This window comes from Desulfogranum aggregans (assembly GCF_055398265.1).
In genome coordinates, this window is record NZ_AP042447.1 from 2891053 (window position 1) to 2913509 (window position 22457).

At 57.4% G+C, this 22457-nt stretch carries 20 protein-coding genes; 16 read left to right on the forward strand and 4 right to left on the reverse strand.

Annotated features, from left to right (window positions below; all coding sequences use genetic code 11):
* Positions 1-217: 217 nt before the first annotated feature.
* Complete coding sequence (locus ACZ52Z_RS12705; protein WP_464267153.1) at positions 218-2086, forward strand: glycosyltransferase family 39 protein; 1869 nt, start codon at positions 218-220, stop codon at positions 2084-2086.
* 82 nt (positions 2087-2168) lie between these two features.
* On the opposite strand, the gene ACZ52Z_RS12710 is transcribed toward ACZ52Z_RS12705, so the two are convergent.
* The 4 genes from ACZ52Z_RS12710 to ACZ52Z_RS12725 form a co-directional block, all read right to left on the reverse strand.
* Positions 2169-2378: a rubredoxin gene (locus tag ACZ52Z_RS12710; RefSeq protein WP_464267154.1), complete on the reverse strand. Its 210-nt coding sequence runs from the start codon at positions 2376-2378 to the stop codon at positions 2169-2171.
* Positions 2379-2532: 154 nt separating this feature from the next.
* Positions 2533-3459: a nitrous oxide reductase accessory protein NosL gene (locus ACZ52Z_RS12715; RefSeq protein WP_464267155.1), complete on the reverse strand. Its 927-nt coding sequence runs from the start codon at positions 3457-3459 to the stop codon at positions 2533-2535.
* The gene (locus ACZ52Z_RS12720; RefSeq protein ID WP_464267156.1) at positions 3456-3683 is read right to left on the reverse strand and encodes a hypothetical protein; all 228 of its coding nucleotides are present in this window, start codon (positions 3681-3683) and stop codon (positions 3456-3458) included. Before ACZ52Z_RS12720 ends, ACZ52Z_RS12715 begins: the two co-directional genes overlap by 4 nt.
* A gap of 62 nt (positions 3684-3745) precedes the next feature.
* The gene (locus tag ACZ52Z_RS12725) at positions 3746-4237 is read right to left on the reverse strand and encodes a hypothetical protein (RefSeq protein ID WP_464267157.1); all 492 of its coding nucleotides are present in this window, start codon (positions 4235-4237) and stop codon (positions 3746-3748) included.
* Positions 4238-4666: 429 nt separating this feature from the next.
* Here ACZ52Z_RS12725 and ACZ52Z_RS12730 point away from each other — a divergent pair, with 429 nt between their 5' ends.
* From ACZ52Z_RS12730 to ACZ52Z_RS12800, 15 genes are all read left to right on the forward strand, one after another.
* The gene (locus ACZ52Z_RS12730; protein WP_464267158.1) at positions 4667-5983 is read left to right on the forward strand and encodes a TolC family protein; all 1317 of its coding nucleotides are present in this window, start codon (positions 4667-4669) and stop codon (positions 5981-5983) included.
* Positions 5976-7901, forward strand: a complete 1926-nt coding sequence (locus ACZ52Z_RS12735) for a heavy metal-binding domain-containing protein (RefSeq protein WP_464267159.1) — start codon at positions 5976-5978, stop codon at positions 7899-7901. Before ACZ52Z_RS12730 ends, ACZ52Z_RS12735 begins: the two co-directional genes overlap by 8 nt.
* Positions 7891-11667: an efflux RND transporter permease subunit gene (locus ACZ52Z_RS12740; RefSeq protein ID WP_464267160.1), complete on the forward strand. Its 3777-nt coding sequence runs from the start codon at positions 7891-7893 to the stop codon at positions 11665-11667. The genes ACZ52Z_RS12735 and ACZ52Z_RS12740 overlap by 11 nt, the downstream gene beginning before the upstream one ends.
* Positions 11668-12281: 614 nt before the next feature.
* Positions 12282-12653 carry a hypothetical protein gene (locus ACZ52Z_RS12745; RefSeq protein ID WP_464267161.1) on the forward strand — a complete coding sequence of 124 codons (372 nt, stop codon included), beginning with the start codon at positions 12282-12284 and terminating at the stop codon, positions 12651-12653.
* Positions 12654-12717: 64 nt separating this feature from the next.
* Positions 12718-14256: a phage tail sheath family protein gene (locus ACZ52Z_RS12750; RefSeq protein WP_464267162.1), complete on the forward strand. Its 1539-nt coding sequence runs from the start codon at positions 12718-12720 to the stop codon at positions 14254-14256.
* Between the two features lie 2 nt (positions 14257-14258).
* Positions 14259-14783: a phage tail protein gene (locus ACZ52Z_RS12755; RefSeq protein WP_464267163.1), complete on the forward strand. Its 525-nt coding sequence runs from the start codon at positions 14259-14261 to the stop codon at positions 14781-14783.
* A gap of 33 nt (positions 14784-14816) precedes the next feature.
* Entirely contained in the window at positions 14817-15512 is a 696-nt protein-coding gene (locus ACZ52Z_RS12760) for a hypothetical protein (protein WP_464267164.1), read from the forward strand.
* The gene (locus ACZ52Z_RS12765) at positions 15509-16384 is read left to right on the forward strand and encodes a hypothetical protein (RefSeq protein ID WP_464267165.1); all 876 of its coding nucleotides are present in this window, start codon (positions 15509-15511) and stop codon (positions 16382-16384) included. The genes ACZ52Z_RS12760 and ACZ52Z_RS12765 overlap by 4 nt, the downstream gene beginning before the upstream one ends.
* Complete coding sequence (locus tag ACZ52Z_RS12770; RefSeq protein ID WP_464267166.1) at positions 16381-17751, forward strand: Pvc16 family protein; 1371 nt, start codon at positions 16381-16383, stop codon at positions 17749-17751. Before ACZ52Z_RS12765 ends, ACZ52Z_RS12770 begins: the two co-directional genes overlap by 4 nt.
* Entirely contained in the window at positions 17738-19684 is a 1947-nt protein-coding gene (locus tag ACZ52Z_RS12775; RefSeq protein ID WP_464267167.1) for an ATP-binding protein, read from the forward strand. Before ACZ52Z_RS12770 ends, ACZ52Z_RS12775 begins: the two co-directional genes overlap by 14 nt.
* Positions 19672-19920, forward strand: coding sequence for a hypothetical protein (locus ACZ52Z_RS12780; RefSeq protein ID WP_464267168.1), 249 nt, complete (start codon positions 19672-19674; stop codon positions 19918-19920). Before ACZ52Z_RS12775 ends, ACZ52Z_RS12780 begins: the two co-directional genes overlap by 13 nt.
* Complete coding sequence (locus ACZ52Z_RS12785) at positions 19917-21029, forward strand: eCIS core domain-containing protein (protein WP_464267169.1); 1113 nt, start codon at positions 19917-19919, stop codon at positions 21027-21029. Before ACZ52Z_RS12780 ends, ACZ52Z_RS12785 begins: the two co-directional genes overlap by 4 nt.
* Positions 21030-21037: 8 nt before the next feature.
* Positions 21038-21409 (forward strand): hypothetical protein, encoded by a 372-nt coding sequence (locus ACZ52Z_RS12790; protein ID WP_464267170.1) that lies wholly within the window; start codon positions 21038-21040, stop codon positions 21407-21409.
* A 9-nt stretch (positions 21410-21418) separates the two neighbouring features.
* The gene (locus tag ACZ52Z_RS12795; protein WP_464267171.1) at positions 21419-22072 is read left to right on the forward strand and encodes a hypothetical protein; all 654 of its coding nucleotides are present in this window, start codon (positions 21419-21421) and stop codon (positions 22070-22072) included.
* Between the two features lie 74 nt (positions 22073-22146).
* Positions 22147-22455 carry a hypothetical protein gene (locus ACZ52Z_RS12800; protein ID WP_464267172.1) on the forward strand — a complete coding sequence of 103 codons (309 nt, stop codon included), beginning with the start codon at positions 22147-22149 and terminating at the stop codon, positions 22453-22455.
* Positions 22456-22457: the final 2 nt, after the last annotated feature.

Here is a 22457-nt window from a genome sequence, read left to right on the forward strand (position 1 = left end):
CTATTGCCAGATATTCGTAATCCGTCTGCTATCGGTTCGTCCTGAACAGGCAGCTGATCACCGCATCGGATAATTAATGACGTTGGCCTTCTGTTGTGATAGGCTTGCCCCGCTTACGTAAACTGAACACTGCAATGGCCGCTGCTGCGCGATAGATTACCTGCAGCGGGTGACCATACCCCCAACCCCCTGCTGCTCATTTCCTGCGGACAAATTGATGTACACCTTGCTCTCTTCCCGAATGCTCGCCATTTCGTTATTTGCCGTTATTGTCGTTGGCTATGCTGCCCTGGCAATTCCAATGATTGACCAGATAGGCATTGCCTTTGACGAACAGACCGACCTGGGGATTGCCCAAAGCTATGCAGACGAGCCCCTCGGCTGGCTGCGGGGAAGCAGTGAGGATCCTACCAACGTACGCCTGCCGATGTATCTTTCCTGGCTCGCCAGCGGTCTCGATGCCAACCCGCTTTACGCTGCACGCCTGTTGAGTGTCTTCATGGGCGTGCTTACCCTGCTGGCGGTTTTTCTCTACTGCTGTACCGTGTTTTCCCCACTCACCGGGGTGCTCGCCAGTGGTATCGTGGCGATCAGCCCCTATTTCCTTTCCTTCTCCAAGATCGCCTGTACGGAAGGGGACAGCTTCATTACCTGCATGACCGCCTGGCTGCTGCTATTCGTTGCGTTGCTGAAGAAAGAAAACAGCGTCAAATGGGTCATCGGTGCCGGTGTCTGCCTTGGCCTGGCTCTCTCGGCAAAGGCCTCAGGCGCGGCCCTGGTTGCCGCGACCATGGTCTGCCTGCTGCTGCCGCGTCAGTCGCACCCCGAGCATATGTTGTCTGCCGTTGAGCTGCAGCCGGTCCTTTCCGGCAGGGTAGCCATGAGGGTCATCGCCCTGCTGACCGCGGTTCTCCTCATCATTGTCGGAGGCTACGCCCTCTCAGGACCAAGCTCTCCGGATGCCATCCCCACGGCCTATGCGCAACTAAGCGATGACCAGCTTATGCTCCATTACACCCTGGCGTTGCTCCCCTGGCTGCTGGCGCTGGGCCTGCTGTACCGGTACCGCGCGCGCTCCTTCGCCCCGGGCTGGCCGCTGCTGCTGGTGCCGGCACTGGCGGCAACCACTTTTTTTCTCATCCCGCCGGTACATGTTACCAACCCATACGTCATCACCGCACTGGTTGAAATATTCCTCTCCAGCTCCAGCACCTTTAGCTGGCTGTTCGCGTGGGAGGCTTTCACCCTGCACTTCCTGAGCATTTTGCTCAAATCCGGCGTTGTTGTGGGCATACTACTGTGGCTGGGCGTTGCGGCGGCTCTCTTTCGTTGTGTCCGGCAACCGGCCCTTCGCATTCCCCTCCTGTTCTTTGCCGCCTACTTTGCCTTTCTCACCCTGAAGATGCCCCATGCCCAGACCTTTTACATGATGCCGCTTTTTCCCCTTGCGGCAATCTTTCTCGCCGACTGGCTGCTGCAGATACACAAGCGTTCCCTGCCGCTGTTCCTGCTACTGCTGGGCAGTGCGCTCTGCTCAACGGCCTGGGACCTCGGACGTACCTATCCCTACACCCATCTCAACGGCTACCAGTGGGTGGGAGAACGTTACCTGGGGGGACGATCCACGCTCGGGTACCGGAGTGTTGCCCAGACACCTTCAGATGGACTGGAGCAGGCCCTGGAATGGCTGAAGCAGAACGTTTCCCCCGGGGAACGGGTGCTCTACTTCACCTATGCCGACCACATTGTCCGCCCGCGTCTGGGTGGGACAGGGCTTGTCTACCTCAATGGGTTTCATCCTATATATACCCTGGATCAGGCCAACTATGTCCTTATTCACATCAATGCGGACATCAATGACGGACGGGGGCTGGATAACCCCGAAGGGTCAATCGATATAGCCTATTACGATAAGGAACAGTTGCTCAAAGAATTCCGCAAGGTTCACGTGCAGAAACGCCCGTTTGGGCTGGAAGCGGCTTCGGTCTGGTATCGGAAGGTCCCGTATGCGATTGATCATACGGGCAATATCTATGGCTTTCGCACCGAGGAAGAGGGAAAATTACGTCATGGCAGTGTAGACTGAAAAATGAACGAGAGACAAGCCAGGCACCGGGCGTAGCAACGGCTTGTCTCTCGACACGTACCGGCGGCAGAAGCGCCGCTTGCTAGATCCCTTCCTCTAAAACCGATCCAGGCCCTGCCAGCGGCCGAAACGTTTTCTTGGATGATCCGCAGTAGGGGCACTGCCAATCATCGGGCAGATCCTTAAATGCTGTTCCAGGCGGTGTATTGGTCTTTGGCTCTCCCTTATCCGGGTCATAAACATAACCGCAATTGCTTACCTGACACTGATACATTTCTCTTGGCTCAGCCATAGCATTCCTCCTGATACGTGCTCGTTGAGTACCCGGTGCGTGGTTAACAGGTAACGAAGACCTCAACAATGTGCAACCCCAAACCGTCGGCCAACAGTTTTCCCCTGGGGAACGCCGCAGGCAACACCTGCCTCCACCGAAGCGGGCGGGCGACTTATTCCATCACTTGCTGAATGGTCACGTCCTTAAACATCAGTACCTTGCCCTTCTTCGCTGTGGCAAATTGCTCGGCGCTCTTTCGGTTGACAAAGGGGAAGGCCTCTTTGCCCATGGGGCCGGATTCGGTCGAACCGATCACGAAATAAGCATTCTTCCCGTATATCCAAGCCCCGGACGGATAATCAACCACCCAGACAGACATGGGCTCCAGCAGCTTACCACTGTATTTGACCGGGTGCTTCAGGTAGGCAAACAGGCACTGGGTCGAGCAGAAGTGCACCACCTGCTTGTCCCTGGTCTGGATCTGGCACTTGTTTTTCGGATAGCGGGCCGGGTACATGCTGCACACAGGGCAGACATCCTTGTTGTCAACGGGTTCGACAATTTTTCCCTTGCGTAACCGGTTCTCGGCGATTTTTTCGTTTTCTCGAGTAAAGCTCGCCGCGGCCAGGGACAGAGCCTCGTCAAATCCCACCACCCGGCCACCGCACTGGTGGGCAAACTCCTGGGCCGCTTTTTCGCGTGCAAAAGCAATTTTACTCTGCATGGTCATGGTGCCTCGCGCCTTGGAGCCTACCACGTAAAAGGCCGATGCAGCGGGAATCATCGTATACGGGTCATGGTAGAGGGCCACCCGTACATTGTGCGGCTGGTGCCCCGAATTGACGGTGGCCTCGGCAAGGCAATGGAGCGAACAGACCTCTTTTCGCTCTCCAGCCGCTTCATAGGAGATAAATGTGCGGGCCCACATCGGACGCATCATGCCGCAGTTATGGCATGCGCCCGGCAAATCTTTTTTCGGTGGTGAAAGCGGGTGCTGGACTGAGCAGGAATCAGCTGCCACCTGCTGGGAAGGAAAAAAGGAGATACCGCCAATTCCCAATATGACCCTGCCGATAAAAACACGTCTGTTGATTTTCATTGCTCCTCCACCGGGTAGTCCAAACGATACGTGTGGGTTTTCAACTCACGCCATTCCCACGCCTCTCCGCACAGCATACTATCGTACCCTATTTGAAGGGGCAGCGCCTCGATATCCTGTACCACAATACATCGTAGACTGCCTTCACAAGGGGAGCTTGTTCGGACAGCCAGGTAATCGAAAAAAAAATCGGGTAAAATAAAAGCAAGGCAGGCTATGCTCATGACAGCCTGCCCCACGTGCTGAAAAAGAGGAAAAACAGGGACAGAATTGAGGCAGGACTCAGTTACTCTGCTTGGTGCGGGTAGGTAAATTGCTTGCTATATTTCGTTCCCTGCTCACTGAAAACACAGGTGACATCCCATTTACCGCTTTCATCAAAGGTAAAATTCGCCGCATACATGCCTCCGCCAAAATGCATCAGCTTGCCTGTCTGTTCTTTTCCTGAAGGAGAGACCACCGTGATAACACCTGCCACCTGTTTCATTTGCTGGTTATCGTGAGAGAACGAGGCCATGATATGATGGGTTTTACCTGAAGGGTCTTTCATATTCATACTGGCAAGGCTCATTATCTGAAAGGATACGTTTATGCCCTCCACATCATCTGCATGCCGAAAATGCCCGGATGTGGCAGCATTGCCCTGATCCATGGCCCCATGGTCCATTGTGTGGCCTGACATTTCATGCCCTTTATGATCGTTCCCCTGCATGGCCAATGCCGGCGCTACAAGCAGCACAAGGACCAAAAAAAGTACAGCCCCATAATTTTTTTTCATCGCTTATCTCCATGGAATAGAACAATGCGCGCCCATCAGGCGCACAAAGAAAAAAGTGACGCAAGATGCCAGTCAACAACTAGCCATTTCTCGCCTCACCGTAACGATTAATACCACAAAGTGGTTTAATATGCTATTGTCCAATGTAGACACTTTTGCCCAGGATACAATTGACAGACAGGCATATCGCTACTTTTCCCTGGTGTCTTCTGCAGCCTTGCATGTCTCCGCGTCAAGCTGGTCGTCAGTGGCTGTATCCCACGGCAGAGCCACGCTCAACGCCATGAAAAACAGGGACAGTATGTTTCAATGGCAACGTGATTATCAGCTGAAAATTATGTTGGAAAAATTGCAGTTTGCGCATATTGTATGCAGTGTACACATTCTCTTGCCTCACAACAGCAAACAACAGCAGCCAGGAGGAACTCTATGGCCAACCGAAAAGGAATGCTGGTGCTGCCCTTGTGTACCCTTCTCCTCGCCCTGATACTGCCGATTGACGCCCGGACAGAGGAAGCGAGCTCTTCAGTTACCGATCTTAAAGGGTATCTTTCCCGGGCACAGGTCGCCAACCCAGACCTGATGGCCTTTAAAGCACGATATGAGGCGGCGATGCAGCGTATCCCCCAGGCCACTGCCCTGCCTGACCCCATGCTGCAGGTCACCCACTTTGTCGAATCGGTGCAGACCAGAACCGGGCCCCAGGAAAATATCTTCATGGTCAGTCAACGACTCCCCTGGTTTGGAAAATTACAATCCCGAGCGGATGCTGCCTCAGCAGAGGCTGAAGCGCTCTGGTTCGCCTTTCAGAACCGGCAACTCGCGCTGGCCCGCACGGTATCCATTGCCTTTTTTGACTATGGTTTCACCGGCAGGGCGATCACCCTCACCCGACAGAATCTGCAGTGGCTCACGGAGCTTGAACCCATCATCGAAGAAAAAGTGAGGGGAGGCGGCGAGATCAATCCGTTGCTTCGGCTCAAGGTGGAAGCAGGAAAAGTGACTGACAACTTAGCGTCCCTGCAGCAAAAAAGAGTTGCCCAATCTGCCCGCTTAGCAGGGCTTCTTGCCGTACCAGGAGATCACCTTTTCCCCTGGCCGACCCTGAATCTGCCCCCTACCGACTTGCCCGAAGCTGCAACGCTGCTCGATGCCGTTGCCAACAACAACCCTGAGCTGAAGAGGATCAAACGGAAAATGCACAGTGCGGAAGCCCGGGTCAAAAACGCCAGACTGGCAGGTTACCCTGACGTTACCCTGGGCTTTAATTATATCCAGGTCGGTGATCCCGAGGTCAACCCCTCTACCCCTGATGCCGGGACCGATCCCTGGGGCGTTACCGCTAGCCTCAATATTCCCCTGTGGACGGGAAAAAACCGATCCGCACAAGCGGAAGCCATTGCGGGCAAAAGGGCGCTTGGCCATGAGTATGCTAATAAGATGAACACATTGCAGGCAGAGCTGCTCGCCAGCCTCGCGCTGCTCAAAGACGCCAATCGACGACTGCAGCTCTATGGCGAGGAGCTCCTCGACCTGGCTGAACAGGCGGCGGAAAACAGCAGAGCCAGTTATGAAAGCGGGAGAACAGGCATCCTGGAGGTCATCGACAGCGAGCGCTCCCTGCTTGACCTCCAGCTGCTTTCCTGGCTGGCTGCGGCCGATGCCTGGAAACAACGGGTGATCATCCAGACTCTGACCAACCAGCCGATTCACGGCATCACCCTGGTGGAGGGGAAGGATGAATAAAGGGCTCTTCCTGTTTCTCTGTGCCTTCCTTTTTCTTGCCGGGCTCGGCACGGGACACTACTTCTTCCCCGGCCCTGCTGAGTTAGGGCAGGAATCGGCCGCACTGCATACACCCCGAGAGCAGGTTCGTGACGAGCAACCGACAATCTGGACCTGTTCCATGCATCCGCAGATCCAGCAGCCGGAACCAGGCAACTGTCCAATTTGCGGAATGGCCCTCATTCCCCTGGAAAAAGACGACAGCGAGGAGGAAGTACCCCGCACCCTGACCATGAGTGAAAGCGCCCGCGCGCTGGCAGCCATTCAAACCACCGAGGTGGTACGCGAATTCCCTGAGATGCACATACGCCTGGTGGGTAAACTCGCCTATGATCAAACCAGAGTAAAATCCCTTACCGCCCGTTTTCCCGCCCGCATCGATGAGCTGTACGTCAATTTTACCGGCATAAAGGTGAAAAAAGGGGAACACCTGGCCAAGGTCTACAGCCCGGAACTGCTTATCGCTCAACGGGAATTGCTCACCGCCTACGCCAGAAATCCGAACAGCTCAATTACCCGAGCCGCCAGAGACAAGCTCCGCCTGTGGGGGCTTTTACCGTATCAGATAGAGGGTATCATCAAACAGGGTAGCGCCCGTGACCGCTTTGTTCTGCGAGCGCCAATCGGCGGGATTGTGGTCACCCAGAATGTCAAAGAGGGCGATTATGTCCAGGTAGGCAGCCCCTTTTTCCGCATTGTGGACCTCAGCGAACTGTGGCTGTACCTGGATGCCTATGAATCAGACATTGTCTGGCTGCGCTACGGTCAGGCGGTGAACTTTTCCGTGGAAGCCTTTCCCGGCGAACAGTTCCACGGACGGATCGCCTTCATCGAACCGGAAGTCGATCGCCGTACCCGCACGGTCTCGGTACGGGTGAACATTCCCAACACGGATGGCCGCCTGAAACCGGGCATGTTTGCCCGAGGCAACGTTGCCGTACGAATCGCCGAACATGGGCGAGTCTACGCACCCGAATTGGCCGGTAAATGGATCAGCCCCATGCACCCGGAGATTGTCAGGGACGGTCCGGGAAAATGCGATGTCTGCGGGATGGACCTGGTTCCTGCTGAGGAGCTGGGATATGTGGTTCACCAGGAAATATCTAAACCGCTGATCATTCCCGACGCATCGGTGCTGAGGACCGGAAAACGTGCAGTGGTCTATGTGGAAACGCAAAACGCCGAACGCCCGACCTTTGAGGGAAGAGAGATTATCCTCGGGCCGCGGGCAGGCAACGTCTTTCTCGTCAAAAACGGCCTAAGAGAAGGTGACCGGGTAGTGAGCAATGGCGCCTTTAAAATTGATTCCGCTCTCCAGATCCAGGCACAGCCAAGCATGATGAGTCCGGAAGAGGATGCCGGCTCGCCTCCTACCCATGCCCATGGCGATCACGAGGCATCGAATGCTGCAGTGAATGAACAGCAGGCAGCACCACCTGACCGGATCAACATTTCCGGTGAACTGGCGGCCCGACTGCTTATGCCTTACATGCAGCTCCAGGCTGCGCTCGCAGCAGATGATCTCGCCGTGGCGAAGACGGGCCTTAAGGAGATGATGGCGATGACCGGCCACACAGGGGCCCTGCCGGAGTTGCTGCACACCATGTTGGGGGTGGAGTCTCTTGATGATCTGCGCAGACCGCATTTTGAAACCCTTTCCAACATCCTTATCGGCACCCTGAAAGCCCATCCGGAGGCCTATGAGAGTGAACTCCTGATTATGCATTGCCCCATGGCGTTCGCCGACAGGGGAGCGGACTGGCTCCAACTGTCCGAACCTCTCCGAAATCCCTATTTCGGTGCCATGATGCTCAGCTGCGGCGATGTGAAGGAACGGCTCCAGCCAACCAAGAACGGATCCGGCGAGCATGACCACTGAGCATTCATCCAACCCGATCAACCGGCTCATTCGCTTCTGCCTGGAAAACAGGCTTGTGGTCGTTCTCCTCACGGCCGCCCTTCTGCTCTGGGGGGTGATGGTTGCCCCCTTTGACTGGGAGCTGAAAGGACTTCCCCGAACCCCTGTTCCGGTTGATGCGATTCCCGACATCGGGGAAAACCAACAGATCGTCTTTACCCAGTGGATGGGGCGTTCACCGCAGGATATTGAAGACCAGATTACCTACCCCCTGACCACAGCCCTGCTCGGTCTGCCCCAGGTAAAGACTATTCGCAGTTACTCCATGTTCGGTTTTTCTTCCATCTACATTATTTTTCACGAAGAGACCGAGTTTTACTGGACCAGGAGCAGGATTCTGGAAAAGCTCAACAGTCTGCCCACAGGCACTCTGCCCCAGGGAGTCAGCCCCCAGTTGGGCCCTGATGCCACGGCGCTGGGCCAGGTATACTGGTACACCCTTGAAGGCATGGACCCTGAGGGCAACCCTACCGGAGGCTGGGACCTGGATGAGTTGCGCAGTGTTCAGGACTGGTACATCCGGTATTCGCTGCAGGGGGTGGATGGCGTTGCCGAGGTTGCTTCCATCGGCGGTTTTGTCAAAGAGTACCAGGTCGATGTGGATCCCGATGCCCTACGGACCTACGGCATTGCCCTCCATGAGGTATTTAACGCCGTGCGGGCGAGCAATATTGATGTGGGCGCCCGCACCATTGAGGTTAACAGGGTCGAATACGTGATTCGTGGCCTTGGATTTATCAAAGACCTGGACGATCTGCGACGCACGGTCATTACCCAGCGAAACAACATTCCAATCACCCTGGATCAAATTGCCCAGGTGGGGTTCGGTCCGGCCCTGCGCCGAGGGGCGCTGGACAAGGGGGGCGCGGAAGCGGTTGGCGGGGTGGTAGTCACCCGCTATGGGGAAAATCCGCTGGCGGTTATCAAACGGGTCAAAGAAAAAATAGAGAATATCTCTCCCGGACTTCCCCATAAAATTCTGGAAGACGGCACCCGCAGCCAGGTGCGCATTGTTCCCTTTTATGACCGCACAGGCTTGATCTACGAGACCCTGGGAACTCTTGAGGATGCCGTACGCCAGCAGATCCTGGTCACCATTATCGTGGTGGTGGTCATGGTGCTGCACCTGCGCAGCGCTGCCCTAATTTCGACGGTACTGCCCCTGGCAGTCCTTTTCTCCTTTATCTGCATGCGCCTGTTCAGGATTGACGCCAATGTGGTGGCTCTCTCCGGGATAGCGATCGCCATCGGTACTGTCGTGGATATGGGGGTCGTGCTGACGGAAAACATCCTCAAGCACCTGGAACGTGCCGGCAGAGATGAAAACCGACTGGAAGTGGTCTATCGTGCCTGCACAGAGGTTGCCAGTGCAGTGGTGACAGCGGTACTGACGACCATAGTCAGTTTCCTGCCGGTCTTCACCATGGAGGCTGCGGAGGGCAAATTGTTCCGCCCCCTTGCCTATACCAAAACCTTCGCCCTCACGGGTTCCATTCTGGTGGCACTTACCATTCTCCCGCCACTGGCGCATTGGCTCATTGCCGGCAAATACAGGGCACAATGGGCGAAGTACGGACTCTGGGGGGGAGTCGCCCTTTCCGGTCTGTGCGGTGCGCTTTTCTTCTCCTGGTTTCCCTGGTGGCTCGGAGTACTGCTCATGGTTGCCGCTCTTTTTCACCTGGTTGAACAGTCCATTCCCCCGTCCATGCATCGCGTGCTCATCCTGCTTGCCAATGGTGTGGTGGCGATCCTGGTCTCGATATGGCTTGCTGCTGACTGGAGTCCGCTCGGACCCGAGCGGCAGACAGCCAATATTGCCTTTGTCCTCCTGACCGTTGGCGGCCTTCTGGCATGCATCTACGGTTTCATTCACCTCTATGCACGCATTCTGAGGACACTGCTCCAGCTCAAGACCATCTTTCTCCTGGCGAGCACTACCATTGTTGTGCTCGGGTTTACCATCTGGCTCGGCGCTGAAAATGTCTTCTTTTGGGTGCCGAACACGTTGAAAAGCACGCAGCCCTACGTGCGCCTTGCCCATACCTTCCCTGGCCTGGGCAAAGAATTCATGCCCGCCCTGGACGAAGGTTCCTTTCTGCTGATGCCCACCACCATGCCCCATGCCTCTATCGGAGAGGCCATGGATGTGTTGCGCAAGCAAGATATGGCGATTAACGCCATCCCTGAAGTGGAACGTGCGGTGGGAAAAATCGGCCGGGTCGAAAGTCCTCTTGACCCTGCTCCCATTTCAATGATTGAAACCCTTATCACCTATACCTCGGAATTTAAGACTGATGACAACGGCCGTGTCCTGACCTATGCCTACGACCCCTCCGAGAACATCTTTGTCCGTGACGCAGAGGGACAGCTCATACCCGACCCTGACGGTCGCCCGTTTCGTCAATGGCGCGATACCATCACCAGCCCTGAAGACATCTGGGACCTGATCGTCAAAGCGGCAGCCATTCCGGGAACTACTTCCGCTCCCAAGCTGCAGCCCATAGCCGCCCGACTTGTCATGCTGCAGAGCGGCATGCGCGCTCCCATGGGACTCAAAGTCTATGGTCCTGACCTGGAAACCATCGAGCAAACCGCCCTCGCCATTGAACGGCTGCTCAAACAGGTCCCTTCGATCAAGTCCAACGCGGTCCTCGCCGATCGCATGGTCGGCAAACCCTACCTGGAAGTGGATATCGACCGTGAGGCCATCGCCCGCTACGGCATCAAGGTGCAGATGGTACAGGATGTGATCGAGGTGGCAATTGGCGGCAAGCCGGTGACCCAGACAGTGGAAGGGCGTGAACGATACTCGGTTCGCGTTCGCTACATGCGGGAACTGCGGGATACCATGGAATCCATTGCCGCTATCCTGGTTGCCGCCCCAGACGGTACGCAGATCCCGCTCCGCGAACTGGCAGCCATCAATTACGTGCGCGGCCCCCAGGTGATTAAGAGCGAGGATACCTTTCTCGTGGGCTATGTGATCTTTGACAAGCAGGAAGGCTACGCGGAGGTGGAGGTCGTTGAGCAGGCACAGCGATTCCTTGGGGAAAAAGTCAGCAACGGTGAGCTGCTCATCCCCGCTGGCGTGAATTATCGTTTTACCGGCAGCTATGAAAACCAGGTGCGTGCCGAAAAAAAACTGCGGGTGGTCCTTCCCATCGCACTGTTTGCCATCTGGCTCATTCTCTATTTCCAGTTCAGGAAAAACACCACCACCTTGCTTGTTTTCTCCGGGATTCTTTTTGCCTGGTCCGGTGGCTTTATACTCCTCTGGCTCTATGGCCAGCCATGGTTCCTCCATCTTGAGGTGTTTGGCCACAATCTTCGCCAACTCTTTCAGATGGGGCCCATCAACCTGAGCGTTGCCGTGTGGGTGGGTTTCCTCGCCCTGTTCGGTATTGCCACCGACAACGGGGTCATTGTCTGTACCTACCTGCAGCAGGTATTCCGGGAACAACAGCCGCAGACCGCTGCAGCCATTCGTTCCGCCACAGTGGAAGCAGGAACGCGAAGGGTACGCCCGGCAATGATGACCAGCGCCACCACCATCCTGGCCCTGCTGCCGGTACTGACCTCAACCGGCCGGGGGGCAGATGTCATGATCCCCATGGCCATTCCCACTTTTGGCGGCATGCTTTTGGCCGTGCTGACTATTTTCATTGTCCCGGTACTCTACTGCGCGCTTGCGGAGATCAACCTCAAGCGGCAGTTGAAAAAATCCTGAGTTGATGAGTTTACGCAAATCTGCGTTGTTCGCATAAGCACCATCGAACCGTTAAAGAACCGGCAGAGCACCAAACACGGAATTTGTTCGGCTGCGCATGCACAACACAGGCCGGCTGAGCCCTGTTGCATGGCAGGTACCAACACCTGCAGCGCATGCCCCCCCTCCTGTTCGCTGCCGAAAGCGAGAGAATCGCCTGGTGGCATCGCTACACTACCTGGTTCTGGTTGAAATCCACCACCACAAATGGTGCAAATGCACCACCGCCCCTCTCCACCCTGGGCTTGATTTTCTCTGAGATGCCCATAGGCCAACAGGTAGCTGGGACTACCCTTGCGGCCCTTTCCACCGGCATAATAATTGCTGGACACAGGCAAGAGATGAGAGCACACCCTGTGCAGAAATGGTCCCTGCTCGGCTGCCGCAGCCCTCTCCAGAGCAGCATAATGCTGTTCGGGCTCCGAAAACATGCACGGACGTCACTCATTGCATACTGCTCACGCTGCTCCGAACAGAGATCTATCCCTCTTTCCCTGGCGGCACCAGCCCTGCACAGCCGGGTCAACGGATACACTCTTCAACATGTCACAAGGTCATTCACAGGAGGCCGAACAATGAGTCATTCCATACAGTTTAATTTTGTGGCCAGCGTCAAAGGGGGGCCATCCATTGCTGCAAGCGGGACTGCGGACGTGGCGGTCTACAGCATGACCAGTGAAACCATCCCTGCCGAAGGGTCGGCTGTGGTCGATATTTCGCCTGACGCAGCCGGACAGCTGCTGGTCATCACCGCCGACAGCTACGAACAGGTCACCTACACCGTGACCGGCGGAGTGACCGCCACCCTGGACAGCCCCCATCTGCTGCTGGGCTCCGGAGCGGTGGGACTGCTCAACGGCGGCGATCCCGTTGAAACAATCACCTTCAGCAATGCTGCCACTGCCGATGTCGAGGTCACCATCATGCTCGGCCGTGATGCATCGTAGCCGATCGTCTGCACAGACATCTGCGATGGCCAACAGTTCGTTTTCACCATAGAGGAGAACCCACATGCCAGTTACCACAACCTACCCCGGTGTCTATATCGAAGAGTTGCCCAGCGGCGTACGGACCATTGTCGGCGTGGCCACTTCGATCACCGCCTTTGTCGGGCGGACCAAAAAAGGTCCCGTTAATCACCCGATCAGGATTGCCGGTTTCGGTGATTACCAGCGGGTATTCGGCGGGCTATGGACAGATAGCCCCTTAAGTTATGCGGTGCGTCACTTCTTCCTTAACGGCGGCACCGACGCCATCATTGTCCGAGTGGAAAACGGCAGTCTTCCAGCTGATGTCACCGTTGGCGGGTTCCAGCTGGCCACAGCCTGGAAAAACCAGGAAAACCCCGGAGACTGGGGTAATTACCTGTCAGCAGAAATCGATACCGACGCCGCTGCCAGCGACCTGTTCAACCTGGTCCTGCGACTCCACGAAGAGACCGCTGCAACCAGCACTGTTCTGGCAAACGAAGCCTTTCGCAACCTCTCTACCGACCCAAAGTCCAAGCGGTATATCGTAACCGTGCTCGAACAGGAGTCAAATCTTGCCCGCATCGTTAACGGCAGCCCCCTTCCTGGAACGATTGTGGCTGATGGACCGACGATATTCACCGGCGGCGGGGAAGGCAGCCCGGTGACCGATACGGATATCCAGGGCAGCGTGTCAGGCAAAACCGGCATCTACGCCCTGGAGGACGCTGACCTCTTCAACCTGCTCTATATCCCGCCGCTGCAAAGAGGCACACTTCCCGATCCTGCTGCCACCCTTGCCCCTGCTCTGGAGTACTGTCAGGACCGGCGGGCAATGCTGCTCCTTGACCCTCCCACGACCTGGGTGGATGTGACGGCCGCTGCAGGCGGAGTCGGCAGCCTGCTCAGCGACATCGGCGGTGCCGGCAAGGCGATCAACTCCATGGTCTATTTTCCCAACCTGCGGATGCCGGACCCCTTGCGCGAAAACCGTCGGGAATCCTTCCCTCCAGGCGGGGCCATGGCCGGGCTCATTGCCCGCACCGATGCCAATCGCGGTGTCTGGAAAGCCCCTGCCGGCATCGAGGCCTCCCTGGCCGGCGTGAGCGAGATGGTCACCAAAATGACGGACCAGGAAAACGGTCGGCTGAATCCACTGGGTCTCAACTGCCTCCGAACCCTGACCCCCTATGGCCATGTTTCCTGGGGCGCGCGCACCCTTGCCGGCGATGACCGCATCGCTTCGGAATGGAAGTACATTCCGGTACGGCGCACCGCACTCTACATCGAAGAAAGCCTCTACCGGGGGCTGCACTGGGTCGTGTTTGAACCAAACGACGAATCGCTCTGGGCACAGATCCGGCTTAACGTGGGCGCCTTTATGAAAAATATGTTTCGCCAGGGAGCATTCCAGGGCACTTCCGCCCGTGAGGCCTACCTGGTCAGATGCGACGCCGAAACCAACCCCCAGGATCAGATTGACCGGGGCATTGTTACTGTCTACGTCGGTTTCGCCCCACTGAAGCCGGCCGAATTTGTCATTATCCAAATTCAGCAGCTCGCTGGTCAGCTGGAGGGTTAAGCATGGCACAATTTACCGTAAACGCGCAGCGATTCGATCCCTATAAAAACTTTAAATTCCGCGTCAAATGGGAAGGCCGTTATGTGGCCGGCATCAGCAAAGTAGGGGCGCTCAAACGCACCACGGAAATAGTGGAACACCGCGAAGGCGGTGATCCCAGCTCGGTGCGCAAGTCACCGGGACAGACGAAGTACGAGGCCATTACCCTGGAGCGTGGAGTAACCCACGACAAGGAGTTCGAGCAATGGGCCAATAAGGTCTGGAACTTCGGCTCCGGTCTTGGCTCCGAGGTCTCGCTGGCCGACTTCCGAAAAGACCTGATTATCGAGGTCTATAATGAGGCCGGTCAGCTGGTCAAGGCCTACCAGGTATTCCGCTGCTGGGTATCAGAGTACCAGGCCCTTCCCGAGCTGGATGCAAGTGCCAATGCAGTGGCCATTGAGATGATCAAACTGGAAAATGAAGGGTGGGAAAGGGATTACGCGGTGAACGAGCCCAAAGAACCATCATTTACCGAACCGAGCTGAAGCCGCGGGTGATTAGCGAAGGAACTCCTGACCATGAACGCCGCACAATTGCTCAATACCTGGGAGGCAGGCCTCCTTGCCAAACCAGTGGAGCGAGCCTTGCTTCTCCTGGAAGCCGGCTATCCGGACTGCTCCACCCAGCATCTCGGCAGGCTCACCCTGGGTGAGAAGGAGGTCTACCTGCTCCGTCTTCGGGAACAGCTGTTCGGGCCGCGCCTGGAATGCGTGGCCGATTGCCCCCAATGCGGCGCAATGCTGGAATTCGGATTCTCTGCTGCGGATATTGGCGCCTCCTCCTATCGCCCCGGTTGCAACACCTGGTTGGCTGACCATGGAGTGGAGGTCAAGCCGCTTACCCTGGATGCTCTGTGCAGGGCTCAGGGAAACGGCAAGGCACTGCTGGCCCATGCCATTGACGGAAAATCCCCTGAAGAACAGCTGGATTCCCCTGATGCCTTCTCAGCAGAGATGGTCGACCAGGTGACCGAGGTGCTGTTGGAGCTTGACCCGCTGATGGATATCCGCCTGGAGCTGGACTGCAGCGAGTGCGGCCATCGCTGGTCAGCCCCCTTTGACGCAGCGTCCTACCTCTGGGGGGAAATTGAACGGTGGGGCAGAGGGATGCTGCAGACAATCCATTTCCTTGCCAGCACCTATGGGTGGAGCGAAGGGGAAATATTGGCAATGAGTGCCTGGCGTCGACACCGTTACCTGGAGATGATCCCATGAGTTTTGCATTTTTCCAACAGTTGGCAACAGGCGACCGAGGCAGAAGGACAGGGGTGCGGATGCGCCCTCAAAGCCGTTTTGAGTCCCCGGGAGAGTTGACAGCAGGCAGACAACGGGCTGAGCCGCCAGAGCTGTCCTCCGCAATCCCGCCGTCCAGTGATGAGGAGATGACTGCGCATCCTTCCTTAACTCCCCCCCTCCCCAGCCAGTCGTCGCCCCAGGTCGCTGCGCCTCCACCTGTCCGCCGTCCGGCCGAGCCCAGGACGCGACGCCAGAGCTCCCAGGTAGGTGTTTCAGCAGTCACAGAATCATTGTCCCCTGCTCCCGACGCTGATATCCAGGCAGCAGAAATTCCTCTCCGCGAGGGAGGTCGCGTCGCCCCTGATTCATCCACTATCGTCCCCCCGACTCTTCAACATCCCCAGAAACTCGTTGCACCTCAACCGATCCGTTCGCCTCAACCACAGCGGAGCAGGGTGGCGGTCACCGACAAAGGCGAAATTGAAAACGTGCACCCCCCGCACCATCCGCCAGAAAAGCGAGAACAGCCATCCATCGCCGCACCAGCGGGCAGACCTGTCACCGCCCGGGCGAGCAGGAAAAGGGGGCCGTCACCAACAGACACCGGTAACCTCTCCCCCTCACCGGTTCACGATATCCACCGACGGCCCCCTTTCTCTACGGCGGCAAAGGAGGCAGCAGCGAGCCGCCATCCCGGTGCGAACACGCCACCGGCCATTGAAATTTCCATTGGCCGCATCGTGCTCCAGCCCGATGCCCCTGCGCCCATCCCCCAGCAAAAACGCCGGTCATTTCAACCCCAGGTAAAGCTTGATGCCTACCTGCAGAAACGAAATGGAGGCACAGGATGAGTAATTTTTTAGGTCCGGCAACGGTTACAGCAGCCCTGCGGCTGATGCTGTCTGATTTGATTGCCCTGGATATCGACAACTTCACCGTCAATATCACCACGGTGCGGCCGGATGATATTCCCACTGCCGATGGCCAGGCCTACGTCAACCTCTACCTTTACCAGGTCGCTCCCAACACTGGCTGGCGCAACCATGATCTGCCGATCCGCAACGCACGCGGGCAGATGGTGCACACACCTCGAGCAGCAGTCGACCTGCATTATTTACTCACCTTTGTCGGCGACGACAGCCTGTTGCAGCCGCAGCGGATGCTGGGCAGCGCGGCCCATATTCTGCATCACCAACCAATCGTGACCCGAGAATGGATCGAGCATGCCCGCCACCATTCCGACTATAGCAGCTTCCTTGCTGAGAGTGACCTGGGAAATGAGGTGGAACAGGTCAAGCTGACCCCCATGGCCTACTCACTGGAAGAACTGTCCAAACTCTGGTCGGTTTTTTTTCAAACCCCCTACAACCTCTCCATTGCTTACGTGGCCTCGGTTGTATTTATCGAACCACAGGAGCAAACACCACAGACCAGGGCCGTACTTGAACGCAAGGTTGAGGTGACCCCCACGGTCGCCCCCCCCACGGTCATCACTCCGGCTGCTTTCGAGCAACTGGGTCTCTGGCTGCGCAGCGACCGGGGAGTACGCTTTGATGAGAGCGTTTCTCCTCCTCTGCTGAGATGGGAGGATCAGTCAGGGTTCAATCGCCATGCCACTCAGGACGACCATGCCCAGCAACCGCGCCATATGGCCCGCGGGATCGGCCGTTTCCCCGTCTTTTTCTTTGACGGCATCGACGATCGGCTGGGACTGGACTGGCAGCTCTCTGCTCCGCAGACTGACCTGACCATCTGTGCGGTGGTCCGCACCCTGGGTGAGGCGCTCCAGGCCCTGCTCAGTTTTGACGGTGCGAGCCACTGGGAACTCCTGGCCCATGACGGCGCAGGCAGCGCCCCCCGCGCAGCCTGGCTGACCACCAACGGCTCCGACCACACCCTCAGTGCCCCCAGCGCGACCAATGACGACCGGTGGCATGTACTCTATGTCGAGCATGAGGGCGCTGCACAAAGCAAACGTTTTTACGTGGACGGCTCTGTTCCCTCCACAGCCACTGCCCATGGCGGTGCCATTGGCACGGCCACAGGACGCTTCGGCATCATTGGCGCCTCGTCGCTGGCCACGGTTGTCGATGGAGCGGTTGATGGTCATTTTTTTCACGGCGAGCTTGCCGAACTCATTGTCATTGAACGGCTCCTGACGTCCACAGAGCGCGGTCTGTTGGAGCTCTATTTTACCAGGCGATATGGAAACGGCTGAGCGTACAACATGGCATCAGCAGCAGGCTGAAACCGACAACCAACAGCAGCTTTCAGTGGCGCTGGAACAGCTGAAAGGCTACCTTCGCGCCCACCTGGAAAGCGCAGCACCGGCCCATACCCTCTCCGGATGTCCGGCCCTGGAGACACTTGGTTCCATCTTCAGCCTTTCCGCCTTTGAACAGGGACTGCTCCTCTGGTGCGCGGGAATGGAGTTGGACAGTGATCTGGCAGCCCTCACCCACCAATTGGACCAGACGGTCCGGGCTGACTCCGGGCCGACCTTTTCCCTTGCCCTGGCAATCCTTCCCGAAGCTCACTGGAGCGCCCTGACACCGGGCGGACCTCTTCGATACTGGGGACTGGTCGAACTGCAGCCCGGCCCTTCCCTTACCCGCAGCTCCCTGCGCATTGATGAGCGGATTCTGCACTATGTTACCGGTATACAGTATCTGGACGAATGCCTGATGCCCTTCACCCAGCCGGTGACGACGGCCAGTCCGCTCCTGCCGAGTCAACAGCAACATGCCGATCGCATTGTCCGCCTGCTGGCACCGTCACCGGGTCCTCCCTATACGGCAGTCCAGCTGGTCGGTTCCGACCGGGACACCACGCTGACGGTGGTAACAGCTGCCGCCTCCGAACAGGGAGTGCAGCTGCTGATGCTGGACGGCAATCAACTACCGACAGCTGCCCAAGAACTTGAGCTCATCCTTCGCAGGTGGGAACGGGAAACCTTGTTAAGCGGTTGCCTGGTGCTGCTCAGCCTGCACCAGGTGGAGCTGCACGACCCGGCCCGGCGGAGCGCAGTGCATCAACTATGCGAGCGATTGAACGTGCCTTTTCTGGTGAGCGGCCCTCAACGCCTGCTTCCCCTCACCCGCCCCCTGGTCACCGTTGAACTGAGCCAGCCCGAGGCAGCGGAGCAACAGCTGCTGTGGGAACAGATCCTCCAGGACGACCGAAGCCGCTCCGGGGAGACGGCACTTCTGGCAAGTCAATTTACCCTCAGTGCCTCGGCTATTCGCCATGCGGCACAGTCAGCGGCCAGCGCCAGCGAGACCATGAATGAACACGCCTTATGGGATGCGTGTCGGCACCATGCACGGCCGGCTCTGGATGGACTGGCCCAACGGGTGGTATCCCAGGTAAGCTGGCATGACCTGGTGCTGCCCGAACGGGAGACCGCGCTGCTCCACGACATCACCACTCAGCTTCGCCATCGCCACACCGTATATCAACAATGGGAATTCGGCTGCAGAACCTCCCGAGGTTTGGGCATCAGCGCGCTGTTTGCAGGACCGAGCGGTACCGGCAAGACCCTGGCAGCCGAGGTGATTGCCGGCGTGCTGCGGCTTGACCTGTACAAAATCGACCTGAGCCAGGTGGTGAGTAAATACATCGGCGAGACGGAAAAAAACCTGGCCAGGATCTTTGATGCTGCTGAGGCTGGTGGGGCAATCCTTTTCTTTGACGAAGCTGATGCCTTGTTCGGTAAACGAAGCGAAGTCAAAGACAGCCATGATCGCTACGCCAACATAGAAATCAGCTATCTGCTGCAGCGCATGGAAGCCTACCGCGGATTGGCCATTCTGACCACCAACATGAAACAGGCGCTGGACAGCGCGTTTCTTCGTCGGCTGCGGTTCATCGTCAACTTTCGTTTTCCCGACAGTGAACAGCGAGCGCGAATCTGGCGCCGTGTTTTTCCGGATCAAACCCCGACCAACAACCTGGAGTGGGAAAAACTGGCGCAACTCAATGTTACCGGAGGCACCATCCGCAATATCGCTGTCAACGGAGCCTTTTTCGCGGCAGCCGACAATGCTCCGGTGGGGATGCACCACCTGCTCCGCGCAGTCCGGACGGAATACGACAAACTGGAGCGCCCACTGTCCGGTGCGGAAATTCGAGGCTGGCCATGTACAGAGTAAAAATTCACATTGAAGAGCTGTTGATCAAGGGCATGGATACTCTTGATCCGGCCGCGGTAGAACAGGCACTCTGCAGAACACTGGGCGAACGGATCGCCGCCCATGGCATTCCCGACGGCTGGCATAGCGCCACATCCGTCTCCGTTCTCGAGGCAACCTACCCGACCGGACAGGCCGACGGTGAACGGATCGGCCGACAGACAGCCGAAATGCTGTATGGAGGTGAGCATCAATGAGAACCCTCGCAGGACACCGACAACCACCGTCCGTCGCGGGCGACGGAAAGCAACCGACCAGCTTCTCCGGCTTCCGCCCTTTGCGGCAAAGGAAAATTCTTTCTCCACTTCGTCTCAGCCACCCGGGCGACAAGCTCGAGCAGGAGGCAGATATGGTGGCAGCGGCAGTCATGAGCACAGCCCACCCTGCCCTGCCTGCCATCACCCCGGTCACCAACGCACTCCAGCGCCAGGTGTCCGAGGAAGAGGAGGAGGAAGAACTGCAGATGGCCGACATCCCCATCACTCAGGGAGATTTGCTGTCCAGAAAAGCAGCGGCAGGAAGGTCGCAACCGCCAGCATCGGCGGCGGTTGAACAGTCGATCAGCAGCCTGGCAGGCGGTTCTCCACTGGCTCAGGGTACCCGTCGAATGATGGAATCCAGGTTCGGTCACCGCTTCGGCGACGTCCGCATCCACAGTGACGCCCAAGCAGGCGCTGCAGCCATGGCAATCAATGCCAGGGCTTTTACCCTTGGCAACCATATCGGTTTTGCGGCCGGCCAATACCGGCCCAACAACCGCAGCGGTCAGCTGTTGCTCGCCCATGAGTTGGCCCACGTGATTCAACAGCAGGGAACGACGGAGACGATCATGCGGGCCTGCACCTGCAGCACCGGCAGACGTGCTTCCTCCAGCGAACACCGTAATCTGCATAGACATTTGCCCCGACTCGCTGCCGACAACTACTGTATCATCGGTCCTCGATCAGCAACCTACAACTGCATCGCCTGGTCGGTGAGTGATGCCACTCAATGGATATGGAACCAGGTTGATAATCCTTATGGCAACGCCGACGGCACGGTCACCATCTCGGATTTTGATGCCTTTTATTGGGCCAAGCACCGGCTGGTACCTACCGATTATCCCAATTCCAACAGCGTGGTTGCCCTGTTTGCCAATTCATCAGGACCAACCCATGCGGCGTTGACCAGTACAGGTCAACCCAGTTGCGGCACCGTCCCCTTTACCAGCAAACTCGGGCGATCATTTCTTATTTCCCATGACCTGTACGAGCTGGAGGGGGGGACAACTTATGGCGATGTGGTGCGGTATTACCAACCAGGTTGAGCAAGGCCATGAACGAAACGACTTTCCTCCAATGGTATGCACGGTGGCTGGAGTACCTCCACCAGGATACCAGCCAGGCCTTTTCCTCGACAGACAAAGACCTGGTCAACAATGAACCCTATCGCCAGATTGTGGCGCTTGGCCAGGAGGCCATTCCCTATATCATGGAACGGCTGCTCTGTGAGGAAGAGGGCCATTTTTTGATCCACGCCCTGGCGGAAATCACCGGCCACCGCTTTTCCGGGGAGGAGATCCGGGCTGCAGAACTCCTGTTCGGAAGTCCCCTGGGCAACCAGGCCATGGCTGTCATGTGGCTCGGCTGGTGGTGGAAGCAGCAGCGCAAACAGGGCGCCAGAGGCTCTGTTGAAATGTCAAGGTGAGGTGCATGCATGACCACTTTTTCCCGATCTCCCAAGCTGGCCAAAGGAGCCATCGTCGGCTTTGACCTGTTCAACCCGGTCGCCAGTGTCATTATCTTCCAGTACAACCCGTCTCAGGTGTCGCGGCAGGTGGAAGCACGAACAGCCGGCAGCGACAGTTCACCGCGGGAAGCCCTTCGCCTTGCCGGGGCGCCGCAGGAGACCATTACCCTCAACGAGGTGGTACTGGACGCCACCGATCAGTTGGAACAGAGCGATCCGATTGCCGCGGACATGGGGGTCTATCCCCAGCTCTCGGCGCTTGAAATTCTGCTCTACCCCAAAAGCGCGACCGTGATCGCCAATACAGCGCTGATGATGGCCGGAACCATCGAGATCGTTCAACCGATGGCGCCATTTACCCTGTTTATCTGGGGCGTGAAACGGGTCCTGCCGGTTCGGCTCACCGGCTTTTCCATTACCGAGGAACGTTTTGACCCTGACCTCAACCCCATTGCGGCAAAAGTCAACCTGTCCCTGCAGGTGCTGAGCACCAATGATTTTTCGGTCACCCACCCTGGCTATTACACCTTTCTGGCCCACCAGGTGGTCAAAGAAACCATGGCGGTGATCGGCAGTGTCAACAACCTGGCAGCCGTTGCCGGAGCGGAGGTATCGCTCTAGATGCTCGTCCCCGATAAACCAGGGACGGGTGCAGGCTGACCGCAACAACCCTACTGCAGCAGAGAGGAGGTCACATGCCGACCTTTGACCCCAATTCGCGCTATACGAATACTCCGACAACCGTTTTCACCACCCCCCAGGGGCAATCGATTACCCATCTCAGGCGACGTTTCTGTCCACGCGGTGATACCCTGCCGACCCTGACAACGGTAGCCATTGAAGACGGCGATCGGCTCGATCTCCTGACCGCGCGCAGTCTCGGCGACCCGCTCCAGTTCTGGCGGGTTGCCGATGCCAACGACGCCATGCACCCATTTGATCTCATGGAAGAAGTCGGCCACAGCCTCAAGGTACCGATACCAACCGCAGAGGAAGGAGAATAATC